26 protein-coding genes and 1 pseudogene are annotated in these 26521 nt (G+C 47.5%); 12 read left to right on the top strand and 15 right to left on the bottom strand.

Translation table 11 applies throughout. The annotated features are described in order from the left end of the window. Window positions 1–7 precede the first annotated feature (7 nt). From KNQ09_RS14845 to KNQ09_RS14825, 5 genes are all read right to left on the bottom strand, one after another. The gene (locus KNQ09_RS14845; protein ID WP_214858903.1) at window positions 8–1909 is read right to left on the bottom strand and encodes an ABC-F family ATP-binding cassette domain-containing protein; all 1902 of its coding nucleotides are present in this window, start codon (window positions 1907–1909) and stop codon (window positions 8–10) included. A gap of 1 nt (window position 1910) precedes the next feature. Then, entirely contained in the window at window positions 1911–2609 is a 699-nt protein-coding gene (locus KNQ09_RS14840) for a lysophospholipid acyltransferase family protein (RefSeq protein WP_029340873.1), read from the bottom strand. Window positions 2610–2687: 78 nt separating this feature from the next. Further along, the gene (locus KNQ09_RS14835; protein WP_023467272.1) at window positions 2688–2945 is read right to left on the bottom strand and encodes a hypothetical protein; all 258 of its coding nucleotides are present in this window, start codon (window positions 2943–2945) and stop codon (window positions 2688–2690) included. A gap of 38 nt (window positions 2946–2983) precedes the next feature. Then, a complete protein-coding gene (locus KNQ09_RS14830; protein WP_050678231.1) occupies window positions 2984–3289 on the bottom strand; it encodes a hypothetical protein in 306 nt (101 codons plus the stop codon). A 125-nt stretch (window positions 3290–3414) separates the two neighbouring features. Beyond that, window positions 3415–3582: a hypothetical protein gene (locus KNQ09_RS14825; protein WP_023467274.1), complete on the bottom strand. Its 168-nt coding sequence runs from the start codon at window positions 3580–3582 to the stop codon at window positions 3415–3417. A gap of 233 nt (window positions 3583–3815) precedes the next feature. On the opposite strand from KNQ09_RS14825, the gene KNQ09_RS14820 reads away from it, so the two are divergent. The 5 genes from KNQ09_RS14820 to map all read left to right on the top strand — a co-directional run bounded on the left by KNQ09_RS14820 (window position 3816) and on the right by map (window position 8973). After that, window positions 3816–4670: a CvfB family protein gene (locus tag KNQ09_RS14820; RefSeq protein ID WP_047395140.1), complete on the top strand. Its 855-nt coding sequence runs from the start codon at window positions 3816–3818 to the stop codon at window positions 4668–4670. Between the two features lie 332 nt (window positions 4671–5002). Beyond that, window positions 5003–6562 carry a degradosome RNA helicase CshA gene (cshA, locus tag KNQ09_RS14815; RefSeq protein WP_035398788.1) on the top strand — a complete coding sequence of 520 codons (1560 nt, stop codon included), beginning with the start codon at window positions 5003–5005 and terminating at the stop codon, window positions 6560–6562. Between the two features lie 106 nt (window positions 6563–6668). After that, window positions 6669–6935: a hypothetical protein gene (locus KNQ09_RS14810; RefSeq protein WP_214858902.1), complete on the top strand. Its 267-nt coding sequence runs from the start codon at window positions 6669–6671 to the stop codon at window positions 6933–6935. Window positions 6936–7007: 72 nt separating this feature from the next. Further along, window positions 7008–8198 carry an EAL-associated domain-containing protein gene (locus KNQ09_RS14805; protein WP_023467278.1) on the top strand — a complete coding sequence of 397 codons (1191 nt, stop codon included), beginning with the start codon at window positions 7008–7010 and terminating at the stop codon, window positions 8196–8198. Window positions 8199–8211: 13 nt separating this feature from the next. After that, window positions 8212–8973 (top strand): type I methionyl aminopeptidase, encoded by a 762-nt coding sequence (gene map / locus KNQ09_RS14800; RefSeq protein ID WP_023467279.1) that lies wholly within the window; start codon window positions 8212–8214, stop codon window positions 8971–8973. Window positions 8974–9265: 292 nt separating this feature from the next. Here map and menC read toward each other — a convergent pair whose 3' ends face one another. From menC to KNQ09_RS14770, 6 genes are all read right to left on the bottom strand, one after another. Continuing rightward, entirely contained in the window at window positions 9266–10336 is a 1071-nt protein-coding gene (menC, locus tag KNQ09_RS14795; protein ID WP_214858901.1) for an o-succinylbenzoate synthase, read from the bottom strand. After that, complete coding sequence (gene menE / locus KNQ09_RS14790; RefSeq protein ID WP_353049759.1) at window positions 10333–11715, bottom strand: o-succinylbenzoate--CoA ligase; 1383 nt, start codon at window positions 11713–11715, stop codon at window positions 10333–10335. Before menE ends, menC begins: the two co-directional genes overlap by 4 nt. Before the next feature lie 63 nt (window positions 11716–11778). Continuing rightward, the gene (gene menB, locus KNQ09_RS14785) at window positions 11779–12603 is read right to left on the bottom strand and encodes a 1,4-dihydroxy-2-naphthoyl-CoA synthase (RefSeq protein ID WP_023469886.1); all 825 of its coding nucleotides are present in this window, start codon (window positions 12601–12603) and stop codon (window positions 11779–11781) included. An 18-nt stretch (window positions 12604–12621) separates the two neighbouring features. After that, window positions 12622–13398: a 2-succinyl-6-hydroxy-2,4-cyclohexadiene-1-carboxylate synthase gene (gene menH, locus KNQ09_RS14780; RefSeq protein WP_214858899.1), complete on the bottom strand. Its 777-nt coding sequence runs from the start codon at window positions 13396–13398 to the stop codon at window positions 12622–12624. Continuing rightward, window positions 13395–15023: a 2-succinyl-5-enolpyruvyl-6-hydroxy-3-cyclohexene-1-carboxylic-acid synthase gene (gene menD, locus KNQ09_RS14775; protein ID WP_251138222.1), complete on the bottom strand. Its 1629-nt coding sequence runs from the start codon at window positions 15021–15023 to the stop codon at window positions 13395–13397. Before menD ends, menH begins: the two co-directional genes overlap by 4 nt. A 4-nt stretch (window positions 15024–15027) precedes the next feature. Then, window positions 15028–16413, bottom strand: coding sequence for an isochorismate synthase (locus tag KNQ09_RS14770; RefSeq protein ID WP_214858897.1), 1386 nt, complete (start codon window positions 16411–16413; stop codon window positions 15028–15030). Window positions 16414–16572: 159 nt separating this feature from the next. Here KNQ09_RS14770 and KNQ09_RS14765 point away from each other — a divergent pair, with 159 nt between their 5' ends. The 4 genes from KNQ09_RS14765 to KNQ09_RS14750 all read left to right on the top strand — a co-directional run bounded on the left by KNQ09_RS14765 (window position 16573) and on the right by KNQ09_RS14750 (window position 20009). Continuing rightward, a complete protein-coding gene (locus KNQ09_RS14765; RefSeq protein ID WP_029340886.1) occupies window positions 16573–17466 on the top strand; it encodes a 1,4-dihydroxy-2-naphthoate polyprenyltransferase in 894 nt (297 codons plus the stop codon). Window positions 17467–17644: 178 nt separating this feature from the next. Further along, window positions 17645–18556 carry a guanosine-inosine kinase gene (locus KNQ09_RS14760; protein WP_058704971.1) on the top strand — a complete coding sequence of 304 codons (912 nt, stop codon included), beginning with the start codon at window positions 17645–17647 and terminating at the stop codon, window positions 18554–18556. A 29-nt stretch (window positions 18557–18585) separates the two neighbouring features. Continuing rightward, on the top strand, window positions 18586–19014 hold the full coding sequence (locus KNQ09_RS14755) for an NUDIX hydrolase (protein WP_064300795.1): 429 nt from the start codon (window positions 18586–18588) through the stop codon (window positions 19012–19014). An 86-nt stretch (window positions 19015–19100) separates the two neighbouring features. Further along, on the top strand, window positions 19101–20009 hold the full coding sequence (locus KNQ09_RS14750) for a YihY/virulence factor BrkB family protein (protein WP_023467287.1): 909 nt from the start codon (window positions 19101–19103) through the stop codon (window positions 20007–20009). A 51-nt stretch (window positions 20010–20060) separates the two neighbouring features. On the opposite strand, the gene KNQ09_RS14745 is transcribed toward KNQ09_RS14750, so the two are convergent. Next, on the bottom strand, window positions 20061–22010 hold the full coding sequence (locus tag KNQ09_RS14745) for a heavy metal translocating P-type ATPase (RefSeq protein WP_214858896.1): 1950 nt from the start codon (window positions 22008–22010) through the stop codon (window positions 20061–20063). A 185-nt stretch (window positions 22011–22195) separates the two neighbouring features. Between KNQ09_RS14745 and KNQ09_RS14740 the strand changes: the two genes are divergently transcribed. After that, complete coding sequence (locus tag KNQ09_RS14740; RefSeq protein ID WP_023467289.1) at window positions 22196–23125, top strand: DMT family transporter; 930 nt, start codon at window positions 22196–22198, stop codon at window positions 23123–23125. Window positions 23126–23288: 163 nt separating this feature from the next. After that, window positions 23289–23576 (top strand): hypothetical protein, encoded by a 288-nt coding sequence (locus tag KNQ09_RS14735; protein ID WP_023467290.1) that lies wholly within the window; start codon window positions 23289–23291, stop codon window positions 23574–23576. 41 nt (window positions 23577–23617) lie between these two features. On the opposite strand, the pseudogene KNQ09_RS14730 reads toward KNQ09_RS14735, so the two are convergent. The 3 genes and pseudogenes from KNQ09_RS14730 to yfkAB all read right to left on the bottom strand — a co-directional run. After that, window positions 23618–24772 (bottom strand): annotated as a pseudogene (locus KNQ09_RS14730) (MFS transporter); the annotation flags it as partial. 68 nt (window positions 24773–24840) lie between these two features. After that, entirely contained in the window at window positions 24841–25023 is a 183-nt protein-coding gene (locus KNQ09_RS14725) for a hypothetical protein (protein ID WP_023467292.1), read from the bottom strand. Between the two features lie 87 nt (window positions 25024–25110). Then, on the bottom strand, window positions 25111–26223 hold the full coding sequence (gene yfkAB / locus KNQ09_RS14720; RefSeq protein WP_064300792.1) for a radical SAM/CxCxxxxC motif protein YfkAB: 1113 nt from the start codon (window positions 26221–26223) through the stop codon (window positions 25111–25113). Window positions 26224–26307: 84 nt separating this feature from the next. Between yfkAB and KNQ09_RS14715 the strand changes: the two genes are divergently transcribed. Beyond that, window positions 26308–26520 carry an SE1561 family protein gene (locus KNQ09_RS14715; RefSeq protein ID WP_023467294.1) on the top strand — a complete coding sequence of 71 codons (213 nt, stop codon included), beginning with the start codon at window positions 26308–26310 and terminating at the stop codon, window positions 26518–26520. Window position 26521 lies beyond the last annotated feature (1 nt).

Here is a 26521-nt window from a genome sequence, read left to right as displayed (position 1 = left end):
ATCGAAATTATTGATTAGATTGACGATAGTTTTCAAATGCCTCGATTTTTTCAGAAAGGTACGTCCAATACTCCATCCGTTCATCAAGCATCGCTTTCGTTTTTTCAATGGCTTGATACAGTTCATTGACTTTACCAAGATCGCTTCCTGCCGAAGCAAGTTCGGCTTCTAATTGCTCCAGTTCTGCCTCACTTTCTTCGATTTGTTGTTCAATGATTGCCCAATCTTGTTGTTCCTGATAACTTAGTTTCTTTGGCGTCTCTATCTTTGGTGCTGTAGCAACCTCAACCGTCTTTTCAACAACGATTGATGGAACGGGTGCTGTCATTTGCTCAAGATAGTCTGTATATTGTCCATAATAAAAGACGACATTCCCGTCTTCAAATGCAATCAAGCGATTGACGACCCGGTCGAGGAAGTAGCGATCATGACTGACTGTGATGACGGTGCCTGGGAATGATTCCAAATAATCTTCGAGTACGGATAACGTTTCGGTATCCAAGTCGTTCGTCGGCTCATCGAGGAAGAGGACGTTCGGTTCCTCCATCAAAATCGTCAACAATTTCAATCTCCGCTTTTCTCCACCAGATAGTTTACCGATTTGTTTATATTGTGCTTCTGGCTTAAAGAGAAACTGTTCGAGCATCTGACTTGCCGTGATTTCCTCACCAGCAAGTGTCGTGATGACTTTTGCGATCCGTTCGACCTCATCGATGACACGGCGTTCGGGATGCGTGAACTCGGCAAATTGCCCATAAAAGCCAATCTTCACCGTTTCGCCGTGAATGATTTTACCGGTTGTTGGTTCTAAGCGTTTCGCAAGGATTGAAAGAAGTGTTGATTTTCCGCTCCCGTTTCGCCCGACGATACCATACCGTTCTTTCCGTCCGATCAGAGCGTTAAACGATTCAAAAAGAGTCCGTTCACCAAATCGATGCGAGACATCATGCGCTTCGATGACCTTTTTACCAAGACGGGTCGAACCGACTTGTACTTCGAGTGTCGATTCTTCTTCCTCGTACGAGAGGTCTTGTAAAGCATCCACGCGCTGGATCCGAGCTTTTTGTTTCGTCGTCCGCGCCTTTGCTCCGCGGCGCAACCAGGCGAGTTCACGACGGAGGATGTTTTGACGTTTTTCTTCCATAGAAGCCGTCCGTTCACGACGTTCGGCACGTTTCTCAAGAAACGATTCATAGTTTCCGACATAGAAATAAGCCGTACCGTTCGCGATTTCCATCATATGATTCGTCACACGATTCAAGAAATAGCGATCGTGGGTAATCAGTAGAATCGCACCACGGTATTCCTTGATTTGAGTCTCAAGCCAACTGATCGTCTCAGCATCGAGTTCGTTCGTCGGCTCATCGAGCAGGAGAAGATCGGCTTCATCAAGTAAAGCTTCAGCGAGTCCGACACGCTTGCGTTGTCCTCCGGAAAGAGAGCCGATCAGCGCGTTCAAGTCGAGGATGCCGAGTTTGTTTAAAATCATCTTTAAGCGTGATTCCGTGTCCCAAGCTTGCGCAGCATCGACTTCTGTCTGAGCTGTGATGAAGCGATTGAGTAGTGTTTCACTCGTCGGATCTTGTTCGAGTGCTAGACGCGCTGTTTCATAGTGACGTAACGCGTTAATTGTTGGTGTATCACCAGACAACAATACTTCCATGACCGTTTGGTCTTCCGGATAATCGGTCGTTTGCGATAGCAAGCGAATCCGATAATCATTCGGGTGATGCATCGTACCAGCGTCTGCCGTCTCTTTACCTGCCAAGATATGCAGGAGTGTCGACTTACCGGTCCCATTGACGCCGATGATGCCAATCCGGTCGCCAGGTGAGACGGAGAATGTCACATCTTCGAAGACGATTTTATCGGCGAATTCTTTTTTGAGATTTTCTGCTTTCATTAACATATTAGACACCTTCTACAATCTGTTTGATTTGCTGTTCGACTGTTTGGACGAGTTCTTTCTGTGTCATCGTACTCGGATCAATCGACGGTAAGATCGTGACGTCGACCGTGGCAGGACGAATCTTACCCGTCTCCTCCATGACACGATAACTTCCTGAAATTGCGACAGGTACGACACGAGCGCCACTTGAGGTCGCGAGTGTGAAGCTACCCGCTTTGAACTCCGCCATTGGACCGCCTTTGGAGCGTGTTCCTTCCGGGAAGATGATCATCGATTGTCCGTCCTTGATCGTCTCGACACCAGAACGAATCGCTTTCAGCGATTGGCGTCGATCTTTTCGATCGATCATGACACATCCCATCAGATTCATCCAAACATTGACGATTGGAATTTTATTCACTTCGATTTTTGAGATGAATGCTTTCGGTTTATCGATTGTTCCAAGTAGAATCGGAACATCGAAGTTCCCTTGGTGATTCGAGATGAAAACGACGGGTTCGTTTGCTGGGATGTGTTCACGACCTGTTACGTTGACACGAACGCCAGCGAGTCGGAGAAGAGAGTTTGCCCAGGCGCTTGCTACACGCTGGACGAACGCATAGCGCGCGAGGTGAGTTCGACGTTTTGCACTAGGTAAAAACGGTAAGGTACAGGGTAAGACAAGTCCAAAATAAATGAACCATATGACAGTACGTATCATGGTGAAGTGACAGCTCCTTTTTTCATTACTGATGTTATTGTACAAAAAAAGACCGGGCGTCGCACCCGGTCTGCGTGATTATTCCCAGTAACGAGGTTCAGATTCCTCTTCGCTTTCTCCTAGTTCAAAGGTGAGGCGACGTGTCGTTGGATCAACAGAGAACGTAGCGTTCGTATTGTCGATCTGTTTGATTTCCATCGTTTCCTCATCCAAAATGAGAGTCAAGCGGACCTTATCTTCGTGATCTACGAGCAGTACGCCATCTTCCTTCAACCATAAATCGATGACAGGGGAGTAGCGAAGTGTCCAACCGTTTGATAAAGGGATTTCGTTCATAATGAATCTGTTCCTCCTAGATGATGAAATCGTGTTCTTTACTTATCATGCTGGTCTGTCGCGGAGAATGCAAGTGGTGTGCTGGAATCTTGTTGAGGATAGGAGACTTGATAAGAAAGTTCACGCTTTTTCATCCGTTCGTATTGTTTTTTGACACGACGGTGTTGGATGTATTCAATGTAAGTCAGATAGGACGTACGTATCAGCTGGCGGATTGATGATAGTGACAGACAAATCGCTAGCGTAAAGACGAACACACCGATCGAACTCGTATAATAACCGGTAACAAAACTTAAATATGTAGTGATGAGACCCGCAATCGTCGTGAATAAGTAGAAGAGCACGTCCGTTTCCTCCTCGAAATTAAAATAATGGTATGTCCATTACAATTCGAGGTAAGTCGTGATTTTCCTTTATCGTCCTGTAAATGTCCGGAAAAAATAAAAAATCCACACGGAAGGTGTAGATTTTAAGGGCGATCGATTTGCTGAAGCGCTGGTGTCTTCGGTGTCATATCCGTACTGTTCGATCCTTCTGCGAAGACGATTCCAATCGTAGCAAGGAACGCAAAAAATGCAAAAACCAATGTTTTCGTGAAGCGTCGTGCGAACGAACGCGATTGAATGTTATGAAACATTTTTATCCCCCATATTTACCTAAACTAAACCTTCTTTTTCCTGTTATTTAATCATATATCTTTTTTTCAAAAAAATCACGCAAATGTGTTCCGTTCACAAATATGTCACAACTGTCATCGTTGTGTCGATATCAGAGATGAATGAAAAAAGAGTATAGTATGGTAGGGAAAGAACAGCAGAACGATTCACAAGGACTGGAATCGATTCAAATACAGAGAGGAGATGACCCGAAATGGGATTACGCGCAGGACAGGTTGTCACATTAAAAGTAGAACGCGAAGCAGAGTTTGGAGTGTTTCTGACAGATGGAAATGAAGACGTGTTGTTGCATAACAATGAACAAACACGGAAAGTAGCCCTCGATGAAGAGGTAGAAGTCTTCTTGTATCAAGATAATGAAGGGCGTCTAGCATCATCAATGACGATTCCAGAAGCTTCATTTGAAGACTATGTCAAGACGACGGTTAATGGAACACGCTATAACACAGGAGTGTTCGCGAATATCGGCATTCAAAAAGACGTTCTCGTCTCACTCGACGATTTGCCGCAGCGCCGGATGTTCTGGCCAGAAGAAGGCGATCAACTCTTCATTCGTCTGAAACATGATCAGAAGCTTCGGTTACTCGGAGACCCTGCACCTTATGCATACTTCAACTTACGTGCGAAGCCAGCTCCAGAAGAGTGGAACAACATGGACGTTGAAGGTCTCGTCTTCTCACAACGCGAACCAGGCGTTAACGTCTGGGTCAACGATCAATCGATCGGATTCTTACATGAACGTGAGATGGAACGCTGGCCGCGTCTTGGAGAAGTCTTGAAATTACGAGTGACAAATGTAAAACCAGATGGTACAGTATTACTTTCAGCACGACCACGTGCCTTTGAAGCCATTGATACAGACGCGGAGTTGATTCTGAACCATCTACTTGAACATGATGGCCAGATGCCGTATGGTGATAAGACAGCTCCCGAGACGATCGATGAAGTATTCGGTCTCAGTAAGGCAGCATTCAAACGAGCGCTCGGTCGCCTGTTGAAAGATAAAAAAATAGAAAAAAATGAAACGGGTATTCGGTTGACGAAATAATCGGACCGAGTAAGCCTGCGTTTCGAATAGATAGTAAGGAATTCATCATTTTGGTGGTTGCGGCTGGTTTGATTACCGGCGACCATTTACTGAATATACCCCATCACTAGTGGGGGCACGCGATGACGTACATCGCACGGTCCGGGCACTTCGCCTTTCCCTCGCCCTTATGGCAACGATTATGATGGTGACTTCCCTAAACATTATTATAAGAGAAACCACTCTATCTTTATGTGATAGATTCTGTTATAATAGGTAGTCGATTGTATTCGTTACGGTAGCGTCTGTTTAGTGGCAGACGCTTTTCATATGACAAAGGAGAGTATTTAGCATTGACAACATTTCGTGAATTAAATCTTAGTGAGGCACTTATCAAAGGTGTCCTAAAAATGGGCTTCGAAGAAGCAACACCAATCCAAGCAGAAACAATTCCAGTCGGACTCAGCGGCGTTGACTTAATTGGTCAAGCACAAACAGGTACTGGTAAAACTGCAGCATTCGGTATCCCAACAATCGAGCGTCTTGACGCAAAATCACGCAACATCCAAGCGTTGATTCTTGCTCCAACACGTGAGCTCGCAATCCAAGTAGCAGAAGAATTGAACCGGATCGGTGAAGTAAAACGCGTTCATGCACTTCCTGTTTACGGCGGTCAGCAAATCGATCGTCAAATCCGCGCACTTCGCAAAAATCCACAAATCGTCGTTGCGACACCAGGACGTTTGATGGACCACATGAACCGTAAGACGTTGAACCTCGATCACGTTCAAACGGTCATCCTTGACGAAGCAGATGAGATGTTGAACATGGGATTCGTCGAAGACATCGAGAAAATCCTCGGTGCACTTCCTGAAACACGTCAAACACTCTTATTCTCAGCAACGATGCCACCACAAATTCGTAAAATCGCAGATCGTTTCATGACGACTCCGACACACATCAAAGTCAAAGCAAAAGAAATGACAGTTGAAAACATCGACCAGTCATTCATCGAATTGAAAGAAAGCCAAAAATTCGACGTTCTTTGCCGTTTGATCGACACGGATTCTCCGGAACTCTCAATCATCTTCGGTCGTACGAAAAAACGTGTTGACGAAATGACTGAAGGTTTGATCCAACGTGGATACACAGCTGACGGTTTACACGGTGACTTAACACAAGCAAAACGTGACCAAGTCATCCGTCGTTTCAAAAAAGGAACGATTGATATCCTCGTCGCGACAGACGTTGCAGCACGTGGTCTTGACATCTCTGGTGTCACACACGTCTACAACTTTGACGTCCCACAAGATCCAGAGAGCTATGTTCACCGGATCGGTCGTACGGGTCGTGCTGGTAAAACAGGATCGGCTGTCACATTCGTTACACCACGTGAATTCGGTCAAATCAAAACAATCGAACGTGTCACGAACAAAAAAATGTCACGTCGTCATGCACCAACACTTGATGAAATCTTAGAAGGCAACTTGAAGCTTGCTGCACAAGAACTCATCAAACGCGTTGAAGCAAAAGACTCAAAAGAATATACGACACTTGCACAAGAACTCTTAGAAGAGTACGAAGCAGTGGAACTTCTTTCAGCAGCACTTAAAGGATTGACGAAAGAGCCGGATGCAACACCAGTCCAAATCTCTTCAATCGAACCAATCCGCGTGAAACGTTTCGGTAGCAACGGTGGTGGAAACCGTCGTCCTTACGGAAACAAAGGTGGAAGTGGAAGCGGCAACCGCAGTGGCGGATACCGTGGAAACAACCCACGCGGTGGCGAGCGTCGTGAAGGTGGTCGTTCATCTTCTTCATCAGATCGTCGTGAAGGCGGTTATGCTGGACGTAGCAACCGTAGCGAAAGCGATCGTAACCGTGGTGGACGTAAACCACGTTTTGAAAAGTAAACGATTCGAACCGATTTGTCACAGACAAGTCGGTTCTTTTTTATGATTTATCTGAGCGGTCATGATAAAATGAGCCATGAACGATAGGGAGAGGGCTGAATCATTCGTGTATACCATTTATGTAGCAGCATTCGTCTGTCTCGTTGCACTGATCGTCGCGACGAAAAAGATTTGTGAGCGGACGACAAAAGGACATTTTCGTTATATTCCGTTGGCGACCTTATTATTTGGCGGTATCATCTTTCTTGTGCTAGCCATCGGTAAGGGGGGAGCCGTCGGAATCCAATACGGTGTCCTGAGTATCATCTACTTGACGGCGACATTCGGTGTGTACTTGTATATCGCATTGCGGAAAGATACGACGTTATCGTAAAACAGGGGCTCTCTCGTTACAGAGAGGCTCTTTTTTTGTTAAGATAGAACAAGAGTACAAGGGGGGAATAGAATGGATGCATTAGATGTCATCGTTCATCCCGAAGAGATAGAGGCGTGGTTTCAACCGATCGTAGGCGCTGCCCCTTTTAAGGTGGAAGGGTATGAAATCCAGTCCCATTTTCGTGGTGAACCGTTAAAACCATTTTTTCAGGAAGACGATGTTCCAATCGAGTATCAACTCGAAGTCATGGGGCATGTCGTCCGTCAAGCATTCCAAAAAGTACCCTCCGATGCACAAGCGTTTATTCTGATCCGTTGCCGTCCAGCTTGGCTGTTTGAAAACGGTGGGGAGGACTTCTTGCATGTCTTACGGACGGTCGACTCGTCGTTTCCAAAAGAGCGGATGTACGTTACTTTGACGGATGTCCAAGTCGATGATTTTGACCGTCTGGGTCGGATCGTCGCGTATTACCAGAACTCTGGACTGAAGGTAGCGCTGGACCGTGCGGAAGCAACGAGTCTTGAACGTGTCTTTTCGATGTCACCGGATATGTTGATCGTCGATTTATCCTCCATGATTGAAAAAAAGACCGTCTCAGCGTCGTATCCACATCTCTTACAGACGATGGAGCATCTTTGCGACCAGCTTGGAGCGCCACTTTTGTATAAGAACATCAGTCATCTCGGTCAACTTCGGTATGCGTGGCAGCACGGAGGACGTTACTACATGGGGAATCTACTTGGAGAAGCATCACCTGAATGGGTCATGACCTGTCCTGGTATGGAAGTGTTGATTCATGAAGTCCCGATGTTTTATAAATATGATCGCGAGCAGATGAATCGCTTGTTTCAGCTAGAGCAAGACTGGACGGTTCGATTTAATGAAGATTGTCAGTCCTTGAAGCCGGAACAAGATCTCGATCAATGGTTGCTGACGCTCGCCCGGAAGATGGAGCCGGAATTCATCCGGTTTTATATCACGGATGCGAATGGATTCCAACAATCTTCAAATGTCAGTAAAAAGAGTGGGGAGTGGAAACTGTATTCCTTCTACAAAGGGTACAACTGGAGTTTCCGTCCTTACTTCATCCGGACGACGGTAGCGATGGAACGACGACATAGTGGATATTTGTCCGAACGGTACGTCGACTTCAGCTCGAGTGAACAAACGCGGACATTTAGTATGCCGCTCAGTAATGGGATGTTCTTATTTGCGGATATCTCTGCAGATTATCTATATCAAGAACGATTGAGTGAATGAGGAGGAAATGAAAGTGTTAGATTATGATTACGAGGCATTACGAGAAATTGGACGAATCGTCGCCATGGCACGCGATGAGATGGCGGATGCCGTCAAACCGGGAATTACGACGAAGGAACTCGATGACATCGGAGCACGCATCCTGAAGGAACAGGGAGCAGAATCTGCTCCAATCGTCATGTACGATTTCCCAGGAGCGACATGTATTAGTGTCAACGATATCGCAGCACACGGTATCCCAGGGAAGTATGTCATTCAAGAAGGTGATATCGTCAATGTCGATGTCTCGGCTGTGAAGAACGGTTACTACTCGGACACAGGGAAGACGGTCATCGCAGGAGAAGCAAAACGTCCGGAAGATGTCCGACTCGTTGAAGTGTCATTGACGGCGCTTGAGAAAGGACTTGAAAAAGTCAAAGCCGGAACGAAGGTCAACCAGATCGGAAAAGCAATCTATGCCGAAACACGTAAGAGCGGTTTCACGGTCATCCGTAACTTAGCGGGACATGGTCTCGGTAAGACACTTCATGGTGAGCCAGAATCCATCTCGAACTACTTCAATCGTGAAGAGAATGATTTGTTGAAGGAAGGCCAAGTCATCGCTGTCGAGACGTTCATTTCAACAGGAGATGAGTTCTGTATCGAAGATGAGCGGGACGGTTGGACGTTATACACACCGAACCGGAGCCTCGTCTCACAATTCGAGCACACGGTCGTCGTCTTGAAGGACGGGTATGAGATTTTGACGAAAGTCGAAGGCAAAGAATCGTTCTAAGAAAAGCTCATATAGTAAAACACGAGAAGGGGGCTGACTCAAAAGTCAGTTTCCACAAAGGTAAGGGTGGCAGAATGATAATCTGCCACCCTTATTTCATAACAAAAAGAATGACGCGTTTCACGCAACTCCTACAGGAAAAAGCGCATCTTTGCGCTGTCAGAGACAAACAAGACCCGCTTTCCTGCTTGAATAAGGCAGGAAAGCGGGCTTGTGTCTCGACTGAGGAAAGGGCGTGAAAAGACGCGTCATTCTTTTTGAGTCAGCCTTCTTTTTCGTCGTAGTGCTCCTATTATAAGGATATCCGGGACGTTGCCAATTTGTTTAACTGTGACTCGGATACGGCTGGAGCGGAATAACGAATGTGTCCGTGTTCGACATGATACGGGGTCTCAAGCAAATCTTCTTCGAAATAATCGGCAGTACTTGCCATATCGATCGGATAAGCGAGTCCAGGCAGTGTTGCAAAAGCAAGGGTCTGACGACGCCCGATACCGCTCTCGAACATCCCACCGAGCCAGTAGGGTGCTTTTGTTCGAAGGGACAAAGCGTTCGTCAGTCCACCGACGCGTGCCGGCTTGATGTTCAGAATCTGACCAGCGTGGAGCGTCTTCATCAACTCGGCATCCACTGGAGCGACGATGGATTCATCGAGACAAATCGGTGTCTGTAAGAGTCTAGCGAGACGTTGATGTCCGGACCAATCCGACGCTGCGAGCGGCTGTTCCATCATAACGAGACCGAATGAATCCCACTGTTGTAATAGAGGGAAGTCTGCTTCAGTGAAGCTGCCGTTAGCGTCAAACATCAAGGGCGCATCAGGGAAAGCGGCACGTACTTGCTCAAGAACGACGGTATCCGTCGGAGCGAGCTTCAGCTTGATCCGTCCATATCCGGAAGCGATCGCTTGTCCGACGGCTTCGACGGTCTGTGCTGCAGAAGCACGTCCGAGTGCTTTCCCGCAAGGTACGAGAGATGATTCATCACCTCCGAGATACGTGGCGAGCGATTGACCGGTAGCTGCTGCGAATAATTCATAAATCGCTCCTTCGAACATCGCCTTTGCCATCGGATTACCTTGCACGATGTGGAAGCGATCCGTAACGTCTGCTGGATGATGGAGCGGTTGTTCAAGTAATCGATACAGCAGCGGAGCGATTCCTTGAAGAGAGTGCTGCGTTTCTGATGTATACCACGGTGTATCAAACGCGACACCTTCCCCGTAACCGATTCGTCCTTCCGAATCAGTCAGACGCAAAATCGTCGTCCGACGTACTGTCAGCGTCGAGAGGGCGGTTTGCATCGGACGACGAAAAATGAGCGGAACATCGAACAGTTCGGCAGACTGGAGAGTGATACTCATAATGACTCCTTCAGTTGCTTCCGCAATAGTTTACCATTTGCATTGCGTGGCAGCGCGCTATGATAGATATAATCAACCGGACATTTATATTTAGCGAGCAATTGACTGATTTCCGTTCGGACGATGACTTCATCGAGTGTACTGACGATGAAGGCGACCGGAACCTGTCCCCATTTAGCATCAAATCGTCCGACGACACCTGCTTCTTGAATTCCATCAATCGAGAGAAGTGCTGATTCGACTTCAGCTGGATAAATGTTTTCCCCACCTGAGATGATGAGGTCGCTTCGACGATCGAGGACGTAGAGGTATCCATCGGCGTCCAAGCGTCCTAAGTCACCAGTCTTGAAAAAACCGTCTGCCGTAAAGGCGTCTGCCGTTTTCTCTTCCTCATGAAAATAACCTTTCATGATCGTCGGTCCTTTGACTTCGATTTCTTGGTGACGCGTAATGCGGATTTGCGTCGGATGAATCGCTTGCCCGGCCGATCCAATCTTTCGTAAGGCATCCTCTGGCAAGAGGGTTGCGATTTGAGAAGCTGTTTCCGTCATCCCGTATGTCTGCATGACCGGGATATTGCGGTCGAGTGCGCGCGTCAGAATCGGTAATGGTACAGGACCGCCTCCTGTCAGTACGACGCGAAGCGCGTGGCGACGTAGCCCGGCTTCGAGCAGTCGATCAAGCATGACCGAGACGAGTGAGACGTGGGTGATCTTTTCCGTCGTAATCCAGTGCAAGGCGCGTTCTGGTGAAAAATGTGGCTCAAGAATGATCGGTACTCCATAGATGACTGCCCGATAGACGACAGCTAATCCACTCATATGGAACAGCGGCGTGACGATCAAAAAACGATCCTCTGGCAGTGATCCGATATGACGCGCGGCGTTCGTCGCACTCGAAAAATGATTCAACATCGTTTGTTCGACGGCTTTCGGATGTCCGGTCGTACCACTCGTAAAGAGCATCGATTGGACGTATTGCTTGGGCATATGGCGTATTAACAGGTCAGGTGCTTCTTTTTCATAAGAGAAAGCCACGCACGGAATCCTTGTATCAAGTGTCCGGTCCGTCACGATGAGTCGTACATCTGCCTGTTTGAATTGACGTAATACTTCCGTTTGCGTCAAACGTGTGTTGATCGGGACGACGGTCAATTCAAGCAATTGAGCTGCGTGAAGTGCGACGATGTAGCGCGCACTCGATGGACCGTACAGGGCGATCCGGTCTCCACGTGTCACGATCGTCGCCCAAGTACTCGCTAAGCGATGTGCGCGTGCATATAGTTCGGACCACGACCAACGCTCTGTTTCCGTAATGAGCGCGATGTCATCCGGCTGTTCTTTTGCCCGTGTATAGATCCAAGGATACAAAATAGTCACTTCCTTTTGAGATGAATATACGAAAAAGGTTCAATGTCGTAAGACGATTGAACCTTTTTTTCATTATGGGAAACGCGGGAACTGTCCGAAGTCCGGGTTGCGTTTTTCTTTGAACGCATCGCGTCCTTCTTTTGCTTCGTCCGTTGTGTAGTACAACAACGTTGCATCTCCTGCGAGTTGCTGAATCCCTGCAAGACCATCTGAATCAGCATTGAATGCCGCTTTGAGGAAACGAAGAGCCGTTGGTGAATGTTGAAGGATTTCAGCACACCATTGAATCGTTTCTTGCTCGAGATCTGCGAGTGGAACGACCGTGTTGACGAGTCCCATATCAAGTGCTTGCTGTGCGTCATATTGACGGCAGAGGTACCAGATTTCACGCGCTTTCTTGTGTCCAACAACGCGTGCGAGGTAACCAGAGCCATATCCAGCATCGAATGAACCAACTTTTGGACCAGTTTGTCCGAAGCGGGCGTTGTCTGCAGCGATCGTCAAGTCACACACGAGGTGAAGGACGTGTCCGCCGCCAATCGCATAACCTGCGACCATAGCGATGACTGGTTTTGGGATGACACGAATCAAACGTTGAAGATCAAGAACGTTCAAGCGTGGAATTTCATCGTCACCGACATATCCACCATGTCCACGTACCTTTTGATCTCCGCCAGAACAGAATGCGAGATCGCCTTCACCTGTTAAGATGATGACGCCGACATTTTGATCGTCACGTGCACGTGAAAATGCGTCGATGAGTTCGTGGACCGTGTGTGGTCGGAACGCATTGCGAACTTCAGGACGGTTGATCGTGATTTTCGCGATCCCGTTCCATTGTTCATATTTGATGTCTTCATAGCTGCGGGCTGATACCCATTCCGGAGCATATTTCATGTGAATTCCCCCAATATGTTAGTAATGAATAAGTAGATTCTCTACCATTGTAACAAACTTTTGCGGTTGGTCGATATGTGGGGCGTGCGAAGCGTGCAAAATCACGTGAATTTTTTCAGGTGATGCCGCTCGTGAAGCGATGGCACGGAATTTTTCATCCTCTGCCCCGACGATCCAATCAATCTCTTTCGGAAGGCATGACCATAGGGATGGCATGCTTCCTGTACCTTGTGCACGTAACGAAGCACTCAGACCTTCCACCGTTTGGGACAGGCGCTCCTGACGCAGTCGCGTACGTTGCGATTCCGGGAGAAGGGCTTGGGGTTTAAATAGTCCAAGTGTCTCCCAGTGATCGATGAAAGCTTCGAGTCCGCCTTTTTCGAGTCGCTCCGCAAGCACTCGATCCGATGTACGACGTACTTTTCGCTCGAGTGCCGTCTCGATACCCGGTGTCGTACTAACAGCGATCGTCCGAGCGATTTGCTCAGAGACGACGCTCAGCATTAAAGCGATTCGTCCACCCATCGAATATCCGAGGACGATCCATGGCTCGGATCGCATAGCGAGCAGTGCCTCGAGATCCTTGACCTGTTGCGTCAAACGCATTCGTTGCTCAGACGCCGGTGTCGTTTTTCCATGTCCCATCAAATCGAGGCGATAGACGGTGAAGTGAGTCGATAAATGCTCACTTAGCATGTCCCACGTCGAGAGGGAGCCTGTAAAACCATGAAGCAATAGGAGCGGTGGACCCGATCCCTCGATTTTCACATGATACGTATGCCCACGCAAAATCATTGGAACACCTCGGCTAACGCATGATTCGTCACGTCCCAGATCGAACGGTGCATCTGTACGTTTTCTGTTCGTGTCGTCTTGACTTCAAGAATCCGAGTGACGTTCGTCTCTTCCGCAAGTGCTTGACGTAACGCGGCGATGGAATCGATCGCCTGATAGGTTACACCGTATCCGGAAGCGAGAGAAGCGAAGTCGAGATGCTGCGGTGTACCGAAGAGTGGTTCGAATACCTCTTGCTCAAGTCGTTGTTGCGGTAAAAAGCTAAAAATGCCACCACCTGCATTGTTGACGAGAATGATCGTTAACGGAAGCGTCCGTGCTGTCATCAGACCGTTGATATCATGAATGAAAGCCAAGTCACCGACGAGTAAGTAGCGATGTGTGGCATCAAACGTTGCTCCTAGAGCGCTTGAGAGAATGCCGTCAATTCCGTTCGCTCCTCGGTTCGCGAGTAGACGAAGGGATGTTCCTGTCGGTAGGAACGTATCGACATCCCGGATTGGCATACTGTTCGAAACAAAGAGACTTCCGTCCTGTAACGTCGCCAATGCACGGACGACGTTATATTCCGTCATCTCCTCTTGATCGATTGTCGCAAAAGCAGCGGCGACGCGTCGCTCCGCCTGTTGCAACAGTTCGAGGTACTTAGGGTCGTGCGGAACAGATTCATGATGCGCGAGTTGTCGCGCGTGACCAATCACGAAATCCGAATGAAGCTGTGGATCGCGCCAGTTTCCTGGATGACCGACGACCGTCGTCGGAATATCCCGAGACCAAAGCAGATAAGGTTTTGACGTCGGCATGGCACCGAAACGAATGATTCGATCTGGTCGGACGTGCTGAGCGGTAGCGGGATGTTTGAGCCATGTATCGTAATAGGCAAAAACGTGAGCATCATGCGATTGTCGTCCTTGACTGAGTGGATCCGCCAACACCGGAATCCCTGCTTGTTTCGCATACGAGATGACAACCTGACTGTCCACCGCAGTAAGTTGTGGTCCAAGTACAAAAAGAAGACGCTCTTCTTGAAGTGCAGTCGCTAAAGCGTTGTTTACGCCCGGTGTCGGTTCAGGTAAAACACCGACCGGACGCCCTGTCCGTAAGAGATCGAGTTCCGGCACGAGCGGTTCACGTAACGGAACATTGATTTGAACCGGGCCAGCTGGTTCCGTCAGAGAGAGTAGGGTTGCACGTTGTGCAACATGAGCGACGTAAGGAAGGCTCGCTTCTTCTGCTAACGGAAGATCAAACGCATGCCGAACCTGCTTCCCGTACAGACCAACCTGATCAATAGCTTGTGGCGCACCGACATTCCGTAATTCATGTGGTCGATCGGCGGTCAAGACGATCAGCGGAAGTTCAAAAATATTCGCTTCGGTCACGGCTGAATAATAGTTCGTCGCAGCGGTACCGCTTGTACAAATCAACGCAACGGGACGAACGCGTTCTTCCGTCCGTGTTAGACCTAAAGCAAAAAAACTAGCCGACCGTTCGTCAACAAGGACGTGGGTACGGCTAGAAGGATGCAGAAAAGCAGCAATGGCAAGTGGTGTCGAACGGGAACCGGGACTGATGACGAAGTCCCGGACACCAGAAGCGACGAGCGTATCAATTAACGTGTGCATCCACTTAGTCAACATAAATATCATCCTTTTCAATCGAACCGACGTGTCCAAGTGCTTGTACCATCGGTGATAGTTTAGTTTCCGTCTCTGCCAGTTCACTATCGAGATGAGAGCCTTCGACGAGACCACAACCGGCGTAAAGAATGACCGCCCGTTCTGTAAACAATCCAGATCGAATGGCGACGATGAATTCCCCGTCATCCTGTCCGTTCATCCAACCAACAGGTGAACCGTACCATCCTCGTTCGAACGTCTCAATTTCTTGGATGGCATCGACTGCTAACTGCTTGGGTTCGCCTCCAAGCGCAGGTGTCGGATGCAGTTTTTCGATTAATTGGAATAACGTCACATCTTCTTTTAAATGAGCTGTGATCGGTGTATAAAGATGTTGAATATGGCGATTCTTCAAGAGAATCGGCGTATCCGGACAATCCAGTTCCTCTGAAAAAACAGATAATGTTCGTTCGATCGAATCCGCGACGATTCCGTGCTCCACCCGATTCTTTTGATCTTGTAATAACGATTGACCGAGTGCTTCGTCCATCTCATCCGTTGCGTGGCGTGGTGCAGAACCAGCGACGGCTGCCGTTTCAAGACGACGTCCACGTTTTAAGACGAGTCGTTCCGGTGTAGCGCCGATAAAGGCTTCTTCCGGATTTGGTTGGAAACAGAAGACGTAGCTGCCGGGCTGCGTATCTTCGAGTTCAGCGACGACAGCGGCTATATCGAGTGGACGATCCAGTTCATAGACGACTTCGCGCGCCAGGACGATTTTTTCAAGTGTCGTCTCCAAGTAGTGCATAGCTTGATGGAACGAAGCTTCAAAGGCTTCATTTCCATCCCGCGATAGTCGTAAGCGCGTGACGCCTGCGGAAGTCGATGGTTGCGGTTGATTGACTTTGGCGAAATCGAGTGCGAGTTCATTTAAGATTGAATCGACTTGATCCATTGGCTCGACGCGGGCAAAAATCGTCACACGTGTCTTGCCATCTTGTTCTAGAAATAAAAACTTCGGAATCGTCATCGAGGCATCTCCGAAGGAAGACCAGCGATAATCCGGTTGTTTGAGTTCGGTAAACGAAAATCCGCTGAACGCAAATAAATCATGACCGACATGATCGCGATTCAAGTTTGTCCATTGCGATTGAATCCGTAAAAAACGATCCGTTCCTGAAGCCTGAAGTTGTTGTACGATGCCAAACCCGATGGCCCGCATCGAGCGATCAGGTGTCGCGAAATAAAATCGTTCCTCGATACCCTGTTCGAGGGAACGCATGTCAGTTGCTTCGATTTCCCATGAATACGAAGCGAGTATAGGTCGTTGTGAGGCGTTCGCCTGACTGACGGCCTGTTCGATACACTGTTTTAGCTCTTGTTGAGCGTAAGCCATACCGCTCATTGCCCCCTAGTCTATAGATACTGTGATATGTTTCACTTAATCTAAGTGTAAACTTTTTGCGGACAAAAAAGAAGGAATAAGCTATCTCGGATTGAACATTGACAGCAAAAAACGAAACCCGATACACTTAGACAGGAAAGGGGTTATTATATGAATAAATCAATCGCTGTCTATTGGCGAATGACACGACCGCATACGTTAACAGCAAGTTTTGTTCCGGTCGTCGTCGGTACGGCAGTTGTCGCACCACGCGTGGAATCGATACGCTTGGATTTGTTCGTGGCGATGTTGATCGCATCGATGCTGATTCAAATCGCAACGAATCTGTTCAATGAATACTACGATTACAAACGTGGTTTAGATACGGAGGAGTCGGTCGGAATCGGTGGATCGATCGTTCGTGACGGATTCAAGCCGGGAACGATCCTAGCGTTCGCACTTACATTGTATGGCATCTCGGCATTACTCGGTGTGTATCTGTGCATCGAGACATCGTGGTGGTTACTTGTCGTAGGACTCATTTCGATGTTCGTCGGATATATCTATACAGGAGGACCGCTTCCGATTGCCTATACACCGTTCGGAGAAGTCGTTGCAGGCTTTTTCATGGGATATATCATCATCGCGATTTCGGCGTACTTGCAAATTGGTTATGTTCCGACAGAAGCCGTTGCGATTTCGGTACCAGTCGCCATCTTGATTGGTTCAATCCTACTTGCGAATAACATTCGGGACTTGGATAATGATAAGGTCAACGGACGAAAAACGATTGCCTGTCTCGTCGGACATCGCCGTGCCGTGTACGTCTTGATTGGATTTTTTGCGGCAGCTGTCCTGTCTCTCATTATTGCTGTACTCGCATTCGAAGTCTCATGGTTTGCGTTACTCGCGTTATTGAGTATTCCGCTCATGATCAAAGCAGTACGTCTCTTCTGGGAAGACTTACCACCGGAAAAGCTGATGCCTGGCATGGCACAGACCGGTAAAGTGAACACGATTTTCGGACTCTTACTCGCCATCAGTCTCGTGATCGCGAATATCTAATCTTTAATCAAAGCAGCAGGCGATCCGCTTGCTGCTTTTTTAACGTGAAGATAGCGAACAGTTAGAAAAAAAGTACTTCGGTTGTCACTGATTTAAAATTTTACTATAATTGAAGCAATGTGCCTGAAAGATCAAACAAGGTCGGAAATCAGGAAATATGGTTAGAGGTGGAACTGAAATGAATAAAATCGCGGTAATCGGAAAAGTATTCGTCGACATAAAAGGAACTTCGTTCGCTCCTTTGCATAAGGATGCGAAAAACGTAGGAGACATCACGTTTTCAAATGGAGGAACAGGACGCAACGTAGCACAAAATCTAGCCGTCCTCGGGAATGAAGTTCGCTTTATCTCGACGGTTACGAATGATCAGATTGGCGTGGGAGTGCTCGATGAGCTGAAATCTTACGGTGCAAATGTGGATCATGTCGAAATGTTAGAAGATCATGGAATGGGCATGTGGCTAGCTGTCATGGATAACGAAGGTGATTTGCAAACATCGATCTCGAAACAACCGGATGCGAAGTTGCTCGAAGAGGCGATTTTACGTCAATCGGTCTATGCACTCGATGGAGTCGATGCCGTTGCAATCGATCTTGATTTGTCCGTTACGGTCTTAGAACGTTTGATTCATTTATGTCGCAAAATGGAGTTGCCGTTGTTTGGTGTTTGTGGTCACTTGAGCGTCATCGAACGAAATCGTCATCTGCTACAAGGGTTCACTGGATTCATTTGTAGCCGAGAAGAGGCGGAAATTCTGTCTGATCTGTCGATCGTGACGGTTGAAGATGCGATTCATGTAGCAAATGAGCTAGCGAAAAAAGGTGCTCCATTCACGGTCGTGACGATGAGTGAACTCGGGGCGGTCTACGTTGATCGTCGTACAGCGACATCAGGTCACGTCGGAACGAAAAAAGTGAAGGTCGTTGACTCAACGGGAGCAGGCGACTCATTCTTCTCTGCTGTCTTGTCTGAATTGACACAAGAGAGACCGGCAGAAGAAGCCTTGAAGCTTGGCATGAAGGTTGCAGCGGAAGTCATCGCTTCGACAGAAAACGGACTCGTTCCTGAAATGCTGGATGCTCTTCGATAAGTAGAAATGATAAAAGGGGAGGTGGCGTCATGCCGATTCAACGAAGTGCAATCATTTTACGAAACGAACAGGATGAAATTGCGTTGATCCGACGGGATAAACCGAACGAAACGTATTATGTCTTTCCAGGCGGTGGGAAAGATAACGGAGAATCGTTAGAAGAAACAGCGATTCGTGAAGCACATGAAGAACTTGGAATCGATGTGGAGTTGACCGGTATTGCCGCCATCGTCCGTTTTAATGGATTCGACAATCCTTATTTTTGGGCGAAAACAATTGGGGGTCGCTTTGGCACGGGTACGGGTGAAGAGTTCGAAGAGGAAGGATCGGGTTATACACCGGTCTGGATCAAGCGTTCGGAGCTACCTTCGTTACCGATTCGTCCACCGTCACTTGCCAAACAGCTGGCAGAAATGACAGAACCATTCTATGGATTGATCCTTTCTGAAAACGAATGAGGTTTTAGTTGAAATAAAATGGGAAAAGTATATTAAAACAATGAGGTGGTCTTCGACTGCCTCTTTTTCATGAAGGAGAGATGACGATGGCGCATTCACGCGATCCAAAAGGGCTTGCCCTGAACTTAAAGCAACGAATGTCCGATCATAACATCACGGATTATGCAGGGACACTCGCTTATTACTGGTTTTTATCCATTTTCCCAGGTATCATTTTCGTCATTTCCGTCTTATCTTTCTTTGACATCGATCGTCAGACGCTCGAATCACAAATTCGTGACTTAGCGCCAGGTGGAGCCGTCAACACATTCACCGATACGATTTTCCAAGCTATCAAGGAACCACAAGGTGGATTGTTATCGATCGGTGCGATTCTTGCCGTCTGGTCCGCCTCAAAAGGAGTCGATCGTTTGATCACGACGGCGAACCATGCCTATGGAGACTTCTCTCCCCGTGGTTTTGTCGCAGCACGTGGGATTGCCTTGTTGCTCACAATCGTGCTCGGAATCGGGATGTTGTTGCTGATCGTCTTGAATGTTCTCGGTGGTCCGATCATCACGTATCTTGCCAATTTCGTCCTGCCGATCGATATGGGGCAAAAAATCCTACTGACGGTCTTACGGTATGTCGTGTCGACGATTCTATTGATTGGTATCCTGTCGATTTTTTACCGCGTCGCACCAAAGCGCCCGATTACATTCAAAGAAGCAATTCCAGGAGCCGTTTTTGGTGTCATCGTCTGGCAATTATTATCGGTTGGATTCGGATTTTACGTCTCGAACTTCTCGAATTACAATCAAACGTACGGTTCGCTCGGTAGTGTCGTCATCTTGTTATTATGGCTCTACTTCACAGGGCTGATCATCTTACTCGGTTCTGAATTGAACGCATCATGGGAACGATTCATGAAAAAAGCGGATCCAAAGAAGATGGAAGAGAAACGCTTGAAGGAACAAGCTGAACTTGATGCGATTCCGACGAATACGTTCGGATGAAGATACGAAAAAACGTCTGACTGCCTTCCGGCAATCAGACGTTTTTTCGTGTTAAGCAGCTAATCGTTTTTCAGATGAACGCTGTGGAAGACTTGGTAAAGCATCCTGTTGAAGAAGGCGTAAACCGTTCAGGATGACGAGAATCGTTGATCCTTCGTGTCCAACGACAGCGAACGGCATGATCAAGAATTGTGACAAGTTCGATACGATCAATAAGAGAATGACACCGATCGCAAGCGTGATGTTTTGTTTGACGATCCGGTTCATCTTCCGGGCTTTATGCACAGCATAGGCAAGACGACCTAAATCATTTTTCATCAAGACGACGTCAGCGGTCTCAAGCGCAGCGTCCGTTCCTTCACCCATCGCAATCCCGACATGTGCTAATGCAAGGGCTGGGGCATCGTTAATGCCGTCACCGACCATCGCGACGGTCCGACCTTCTGTTTGGTATTGTTTGATGTAGCGGACTTTATCTTCCGGTAGGCACTCAGCGACGAAATCCGTTAATCCTGCTTCACGCGAAATAGCAGCTGCCGTGACCGGATTATCACCAGTTAACATGATCGTTGCGATGCCGAGATCATTTAAGGCAGCAATCGCTGTTTTGGCTTCCGGACGAATCGTATCACGTAACGCATAAAGCGCTACGATCTGTGCTCCATTGCTGACATAAACGATCGTATGCCCTTGCTCTTTCAATGGCTGTTCGATCGCGACGAATGGATCGTCTAAACCATCATGGAACGCCCGTTTACCGATACGATACGTGACACCATCGACAGTTGCTTCAATCCCGTATCCTGTCACATCTTTAAACGTTGATGGTTCGCGGACATCGGTTTTTAAGTGATCGACGATTGCTTGTGCGAGTGGATGGTTCGACTGCGCTTCGATGGAAGAGACCGCTTGTTGGACTGTTCGGACGTCCATGCCTTCCGCGTAACGACTTTCAGTGACGACGGGTTTCCCTGTTGTCAGTGTTCCCGTTTTATCGAAGACGATCGTATCGACTTGACCGAGCGTCTCAATGTGGGCGCCTCCTTTAAAAAGAACGCCATTTTTCGCAGATGCGGCAATTGCAGATAAGGCAGCAGGTGTAATCGACGCAACAAGGGCACAAGGTGAGGCGACGACGAGAAGAATCATCGCGCGGTAAATACTTGTCTCAAATGTCCAGCCAACGACGTAATGAGGGAGGACCATCATCAGTGCGACGACAAGCAATACGATTTTGACATAACGGCTTTCGAAACGTTCGATGAACTGAGCAGATGGAGACTGTTCACTTTGTGCGTTTTGGACCATATGAATGATTTTTTGGAACAACGATTCGTCAGCAGCTTTCGTCATCTCAATCGTCAAGACACCATTCATGTTGACAGTCGAGTTATAAACGGTATCACCTGTTTGTTTTTCAACCGGAATCGATTCTCCTGTAATCGATGCTTCTTCGATCGCGGCTTGACCGCGTACGATGACACCATCGACTGGAATCCGCTCCCCAGGACGAACATAGACGAGGTTACCGATCGCTAATTGTTCGATTCCGACGACTTCGAGTTGACCGTTTGCATTCAGACGTGTTGCTTCCTCTGGTTGTAAGGACATCAAGCTTTGCAAGGCACGTTCGTTTTTATTCATCGTGTATGTCTCAAGGGCACCGGATAACGCAAAGATGAAGATGAGGATCGCACCTTCCATCCAGTAGCCGATGGCAGCCGCACCGATGGCAGCTAAAATCATCAACAATTCGACGTTCAACGTTTTTTCTTGATACGTCTCCGTCAATCCTTCCTTCGCTTTCGCATATCCTCCGATTACATAAGCCGATAAGTACAATGTGACATAAACGGCAGACGCCGTATTGAATTTTTCGAGTCCGTAAGCAACTAAAATCAATATTCCGCTAAACAATGCTAGAATCAATTCGTGATGCTCATCCCAAGCATGACGGAATACGGAACGCTGTTGAACATCGGTAGTAGTGGAAGTCGTCATATTAAAACTCCTTTCAAAATGTAAATGAGAAATGAAATCATTATAGAAAGAGAATGAGAATGTGATATATCAATGAGTTTAACTGATTGATAATGAGTTTCATTGTCTCTAGATTATAATTATTATTATCTGTAGAATTACTATACCATGCTTCAGTGAAAAGGAACAGGAAAGGAACTAGAAAGATGCAAAAAATTTTAACCCATCGGATTGGACTCGTCGTCTTTGCGTTACTGACGACTTTTTTGTGGGGCAGTGCGTTTCCCTTCATTAAAAAAAGTTATGACTTATTACAGATCACATCTTCCGAATACGGAGAGCAATTGCTGTTTGCGAGCTATCGTTTCTTTTTAGCAGGTGTGTTATTACTTGTCGTCAGTGTCTTCGTCTTCAAACAGACGATCACACTGAAGGAGCGGACTTACGCCTATAGTCGTCTCGGCTTCTTTTTGACGTTCTTGCAGTACGTCTTCTTTTATATCGGTCTATCTTTGTCAACTGGCGTACAAGGATCAATCATTGCCGGATCGACTTCGTTCTTCCAGATGTTGCTGGCACATTTTCGATATGAAGACGATCGACTGAATCGATTTAAAGGACTCGCCTTATTCCTTGGATTCACAGGTGTCATCTTGGCCAACTGGCCACAAGGTGGGCAAGGTGTCTCGTTTGGAGTAGGGGAAGGATTATTGATCGCAGCAATGGTTTCCGGGGCGTTCGGTAACTTGATTGCCAAAGAATACTCGGCACGTTATCCAGTGGCACCGATGACTGGATGGGCGATGGTCATTGGATCAATCGGTCTCTTTATCGCAGGAGTCATTCTCGATGGTCACGTCGCACCATTCACCTTTTCAACGACAAGTGCTTGGATGCTCGTGTATCTTGCCTTCTTATCAGCGACTGGATTTACACTTTGGAACTTACTAATGAAATATAATCCAGTCAGTAAAGTGTCGTTGTTCATGTTCTTCGTACCGATCTATGGTGTCAGTTTATCGGCCTTGATTCTCGGCGAGACGATTCCACCGCAAGCGTTGCTTGGATTACTCTTCGTCGTCAGTGGTATCTTAGTCTCGACGTACCTTCCTGTATGGTTTCAAAAGCGAGGTTGACGAAGATTCAGAATCGTGCAAAAATAGTTTCAATCAAAGTAACTCCCAATCGTTCGTTGCTCAAGCCGACCTGTTCGGCTTTTTTCTGTACGGTCAAGTGAAGACCGATTCGGCCTTGTCTGAAAGGCTAGTGCGACTATAAAACGGAAGGAGATGAAAACGAATGGAACGGAATGAGATCGTTCGAAAGATCATTGCCACTCGTCGTCCGCGTGATGAGTTTGCCCGGTTCGTCGTAACGTGCGTCAGTCAACAATTGAAGGAAACCCATGGAGATGTGGATGTGGAAATCATCGAGGCGGAGAGAGGTTACGATTCAGTGTGGTCAATCAACGGTCGAGAGGTCGTCGTGCTGCTCGAGACAGAAGAGCTGAAGCGTGCAAAAGAACAGCCGTATGCGATCGACGATAAGCTCTGGCGGAGTTTTCGGCAAGAAGGAATCGTGAAATAAAACAAAGGATCTTGCGCATCATTAGCGCAAGATCCTTTGTTTTAGATCCGGGATGATTCGTGACGTTTCGCGTATCGTAAGAGAAACGCAAGTGTCGCTAGAACCAGAACGAATAGACTGAAATAAAGCATAGCTGGAAGCAGAACAAACAAGCTGCCGGCAATCGGTCCGAGGATCGAACCAAGACTAAAGGCAATCCCCGCAAGCAAGTTGCCCGTCGGAAGAAGGTGTCGCGGTAACTGTTCCGTCATATAGGCGACGCCGAGCGAGTACGTCGAGCCAAGTGCCATCCCGCTGACGGCGAAAATCGCAAACAACCAACCGTATCGTTCGAAGACGAAGCAAGCAACCAGGAAAGCGACAGAGCCAATCGAAAGAACGGTTACTAACGTCCGACGTTTTCCGAAGTGATCAGCAAGTCGTCCAAGTGGAAGTTGCATGATCAACGAGCTGACGACGAATGTCGTGATCAAGGTACTCGTCTCAGATAGACCGTACCCGTTACGCGTCGCAAAAACGGGAAAACTGGCATTCAGTGTGGCTTCGAGAAAACCATATGTAAAGCCAGGAAGTAATGTAAACCAAGCGGTTGATAAGACAAGTCGATACCGTGAGGCAGCACTTTGCAGCTCCTCCGGCATGACGGAGGACGGTTTTTCGTTCGGCATACGCGATAACAAGATCAGGACGATGACAGTCAATGTACCAGTCAACACGAATGGTAGCCAGTTGATGACATCGACGAGAGGTGCCGCAAGAGGACCGAGAGCAAAACCGAGACCGAATGCCATCCCGTATAGTGACATCGTTCGTCCTAACCGTTCATTTGGGGTAATGGACGTCACCCAAACCTGTGATCCATAGTGTAACGTCTGATCACCAAATCCGACGAGGAACCGTAAAATCATCCAAGCAATGACGCTTGGAAGAAGTGGAAATAAGAAAACCGCTACTGCAACAAGAGCGAGTCCAAACGAGATGACCGGAATATAACCACGTCGTCGTAGTGGACCTTCCATGAGAGGGGCGGCGACGATGACACCGATATAGAGAACGGCAGCGCTGAGACCGTTGATGAAAGCGGGGGTTCCTTGGCGTTCAAGTAAAATAGATAACAGTGGAATCAGCAGACCTTGCGTGAATCCGGAAATGAAGACGATCGATAAGATAAGAGCAAAACGACGTGACACAAGTAACGACGACCTTTCTTTTTTCTTTTAGCATAACACGCCCCGGTCTATGAAACGGGAGACCGGGGCGTGCTTCATTTATTTTCTTGTTCAAAACGTGTCGGACGCGGCATATGCAGAAGATGTTCGTCCCAGTCTGTCTGGTCGAATACTTCATCATGTTCGATGCTGTGTGAAGCGCGAATACCAACCATCATGACGAACAAGACCATACTGAACGTACCGATGATTGCGACAATACCTACGAGCCATTCCATCCCGGTCACCCCTTTTAGAAAAACAGAATGTGTCTACTTTGTGACATTTTTCCCGGGATGCCATCGTTCAAAACCTTTTTTTTAGTTTTAAAGCCGGCTGGACTGTTTTGTGAAATCAATCTCAGGGTAATATGCGTTTTTCACAAGCGCGTTCGGTCCAAGGCATTGCACCGCAGGGCAGTGACATGACAAGCTTTTATTCAGTTCTGTCTCTTGCCACTCAGCATAAGCATCATTGAAGGATGTCTCATGAATCGTACCTAGCGAAGCAAGTTCGTCACCGAAATCCGTCACGATGATCTCGCCATCAAAGATGTTGACGTTGAGACGGGAACGTCCATCAGGGTCATTGCGAACAGAGACGTTTTTCTCTTGACGCAAGCGACGATGAAGTTCTAAATCCGCCTCTTCCATCGAACAAGCATAGAAGGGGAGTGTTCCGAATAACATCCAGACGTTCGGATCCCGGACGTCAAGCAAACGATGGATCCCGTCGCGAATTTCGGGCAAGCTAGCTGCTTCGATCATCGACGCGAAGTCAGCGGGGTACATCGGATGCACCTCGTGGCGGACACACCCCATGTCGACGATTTCCTTATGAATCGCTTCAAGGTGTGGTAATGTCCGTTTATTGATCATCGTCTCTGCAGAAACGATGACACCACGTGCATTTAGAACACGGGCATTCTCTTTCATCGTCTCGAAAAGCTTCGTCCGTGCTTCACGTGACGGTTTTCGTTCCATCATCGCAAAGCCACCATCGATGAAATCATCAGCTGTTCCCCAGTTATGTGAGATGTGCAAGATATCTAGATAAGGAATGATTAATTCGTAGCGAGATAACGGAAGTGTTAAATTTGAGTTGATTTGGGTTTTAGCACCACGTTCGTGGGCATACTTAAGTAAAGGGACGACATATTCCTTGATGGACTTCATTGAAAGCATCGGTTCGCCGCCGGTGATTGAGAAGGCACGCAGATGTTCGATTTCATCCAGACGTTGAATAAGTAGCTCGACTGGAATCTCGGGTGACTCGCTACTGGATAACATGTAACCGACGGCGCAATGTTCGCAGCGCATGTTACACAGTTTTGTTGTCGTGACTTCAATGTTCGTCAAACGGACCGTGCCGTATTGTTCAATGTCGCGATAAGCTTCCCACGGATCGTTCGCAATCGTGATGGGTGATGAATGTGACATAGATACTCCTCCTTTTTAGTGCTCCACTTCGTATCGTATGCTAAAATAACGTCGGAATCCAGCGGAAGAAAGGAAGTCTGAATAATGGGAAAAGCAAGAACTGATAAACTTGGTCAAATGAATGTGCTAAAATCAAGAATGCAGCTTCTCTGTCATACAATCGATTCACTCGATGAATCATCAGATATCGAAGATTTGGAACGACTAATCGTATCACTGGATCAACTCAAGGCGAAGGTCGTTCGATATGCGAAGGATATGAAAGAACAAGAAGAAACGAAAAAAGCGGTAGATTGAG

Source organism: Exiguobacterium sp. s191, assembly GCF_018618955.1.
In the GTDB taxonomy this organism is placed as follows: Bacteria; Bacillota; Bacilli; order Exiguobacteriales; family Exiguobacteriaceae; genus Exiguobacterium_A; species Exiguobacterium_A abrahamii.
Note: the sequence above shows the minus strand (reverse complement) of the source record. Positions and strands in the feature narration are given on the sequence as shown.

Bases quoted from the DNA above. Each gene is read 5' to 3' on its own strand.
- KNQ09_RS14845 (WP_214858903.1), bottom strand. From the start codon at position 1,909: ATGTTAATGAAAGCAGAAAATCTCAAAAAAGAATTCGCCGATAAAATC.
- KNQ09_RS14840 (WP_029340873.1), bottom strand. From the start codon at position 2,609: ATGATACGTACTGTCATATGGTTCATTTATTTTGGACTTGTCTTACCC.
- KNQ09_RS14835 (WP_023467272.1), bottom strand. From the start codon at position 2,945: ATGAACGAAATCCCTTTATCAAACGGTTGGACACTTCGCTACTCCCCT.
- KNQ09_RS14825 (WP_023467274.1), bottom strand. From the start codon at position 3,582: ATGTTTCATAACATTCAATCGCGTTCGTTCGCACGACGCTTCACGAAA.
- KNQ09_RS14820 (WP_047395140.1), top strand. From the start codon at position 3,816: ATGGGATTACGCGCAGGACAGGTTGTCACATTAAAAGTAGAACGCGAA.
- KNQ09_RS14805 (WP_023467278.1), top strand. From the start codon at position 7,008: ATGGATGCATTAGATGTCATCGTTCATCCCGAAGAGATAGAGGCGTGG.
- menC (WP_214858901.1), bottom strand. From the start codon at position 10,336: ATGAGTATCACTCTCCAGTCTGCCGAACTGTTCGATGTTCCGCTCATT.
- menB (WP_023469886.1), bottom strand. From the start codon at position 12,603: ATGAAATATGCTCCGGAATGGGTATCAGCCCGCAGCTATGAAGACATC.
- menH (WP_214858899.1), bottom strand. From the start codon at position 13,398: ATGATTTTGCGTGGGCATACGTATCATGTGAAAATCGAGGGATCGGGT.
- menD (WP_251138222.1), bottom strand. From the start codon at position 15,023: ATGCACACGTTAATTGATACGCTCGTCGCTTCTGGTGTCCGGGACTTC.
- KNQ09_RS14770 (WP_214858897.1), bottom strand. From the start codon at position 16,413: ATGGCTTACGCTCAACAAGAGCTAAAACAGTGTATCGAACAGGCCGTC.
- KNQ09_RS14765 (WP_029340886.1), top strand. From the start codon at position 16,573: ATGAATAAATCAATCGCTGTCTATTGGCGAATGACACGACCGCATACG.
- KNQ09_RS14760 (WP_058704971.1), top strand. From the start codon at position 17,645: ATGAATAAAATCGCGGTAATCGGAAAAGTATTCGTCGACATAAAAGGA.
- KNQ09_RS14755 (WP_064300795.1), top strand. From the start codon at position 18,586: ATGCCGATTCAACGAAGTGCAATCATTTTACGAAACGAACAGGATGAA.
- KNQ09_RS14750 (WP_023467287.1), top strand. From the start codon at position 19,101: ATGGCGCATTCACGCGATCCAAAAGGGCTTGCCCTGAACTTAAAGCAA.
- KNQ09_RS14745 (WP_214858896.1), bottom strand. From the start codon at position 22,010: ATGACGACTTCCACTACTACCGATGTTCAACAGCGTTCCGTATTCCGT.
- KNQ09_RS14740 (WP_023467289.1), top strand. From the start codon at position 22,196: ATGCAAAAAATTTTAACCCATCGGATTGGACTCGTCGTCTTTGCGTTA.
- KNQ09_RS14735 (WP_023467290.1), top strand. From the start codon at position 23,289: ATGGAACGGAATGAGATCGTTCGAAAGATCATTGCCACTCGTCGTCCG.
- KNQ09_RS14725 (WP_023467292.1), bottom strand. From the start codon at position 25,023: ATGGAATGGCTCGTAGGTATTGTCGCAATCATCGGTACGTTCAGTATG.
- yfkAB (WP_064300792.1), bottom strand. From the start codon at position 26,223: ATGTCACATTCATCACCCATCACGATTGCGAACGATCCGTGGGAAGCT.
- KNQ09_RS14715 (WP_023467294.1), top strand. From the start codon at position 26,308: ATGGGAAAAGCAAGAACTGATAAACTTGGTCAAATGAATGTGCTAAAA.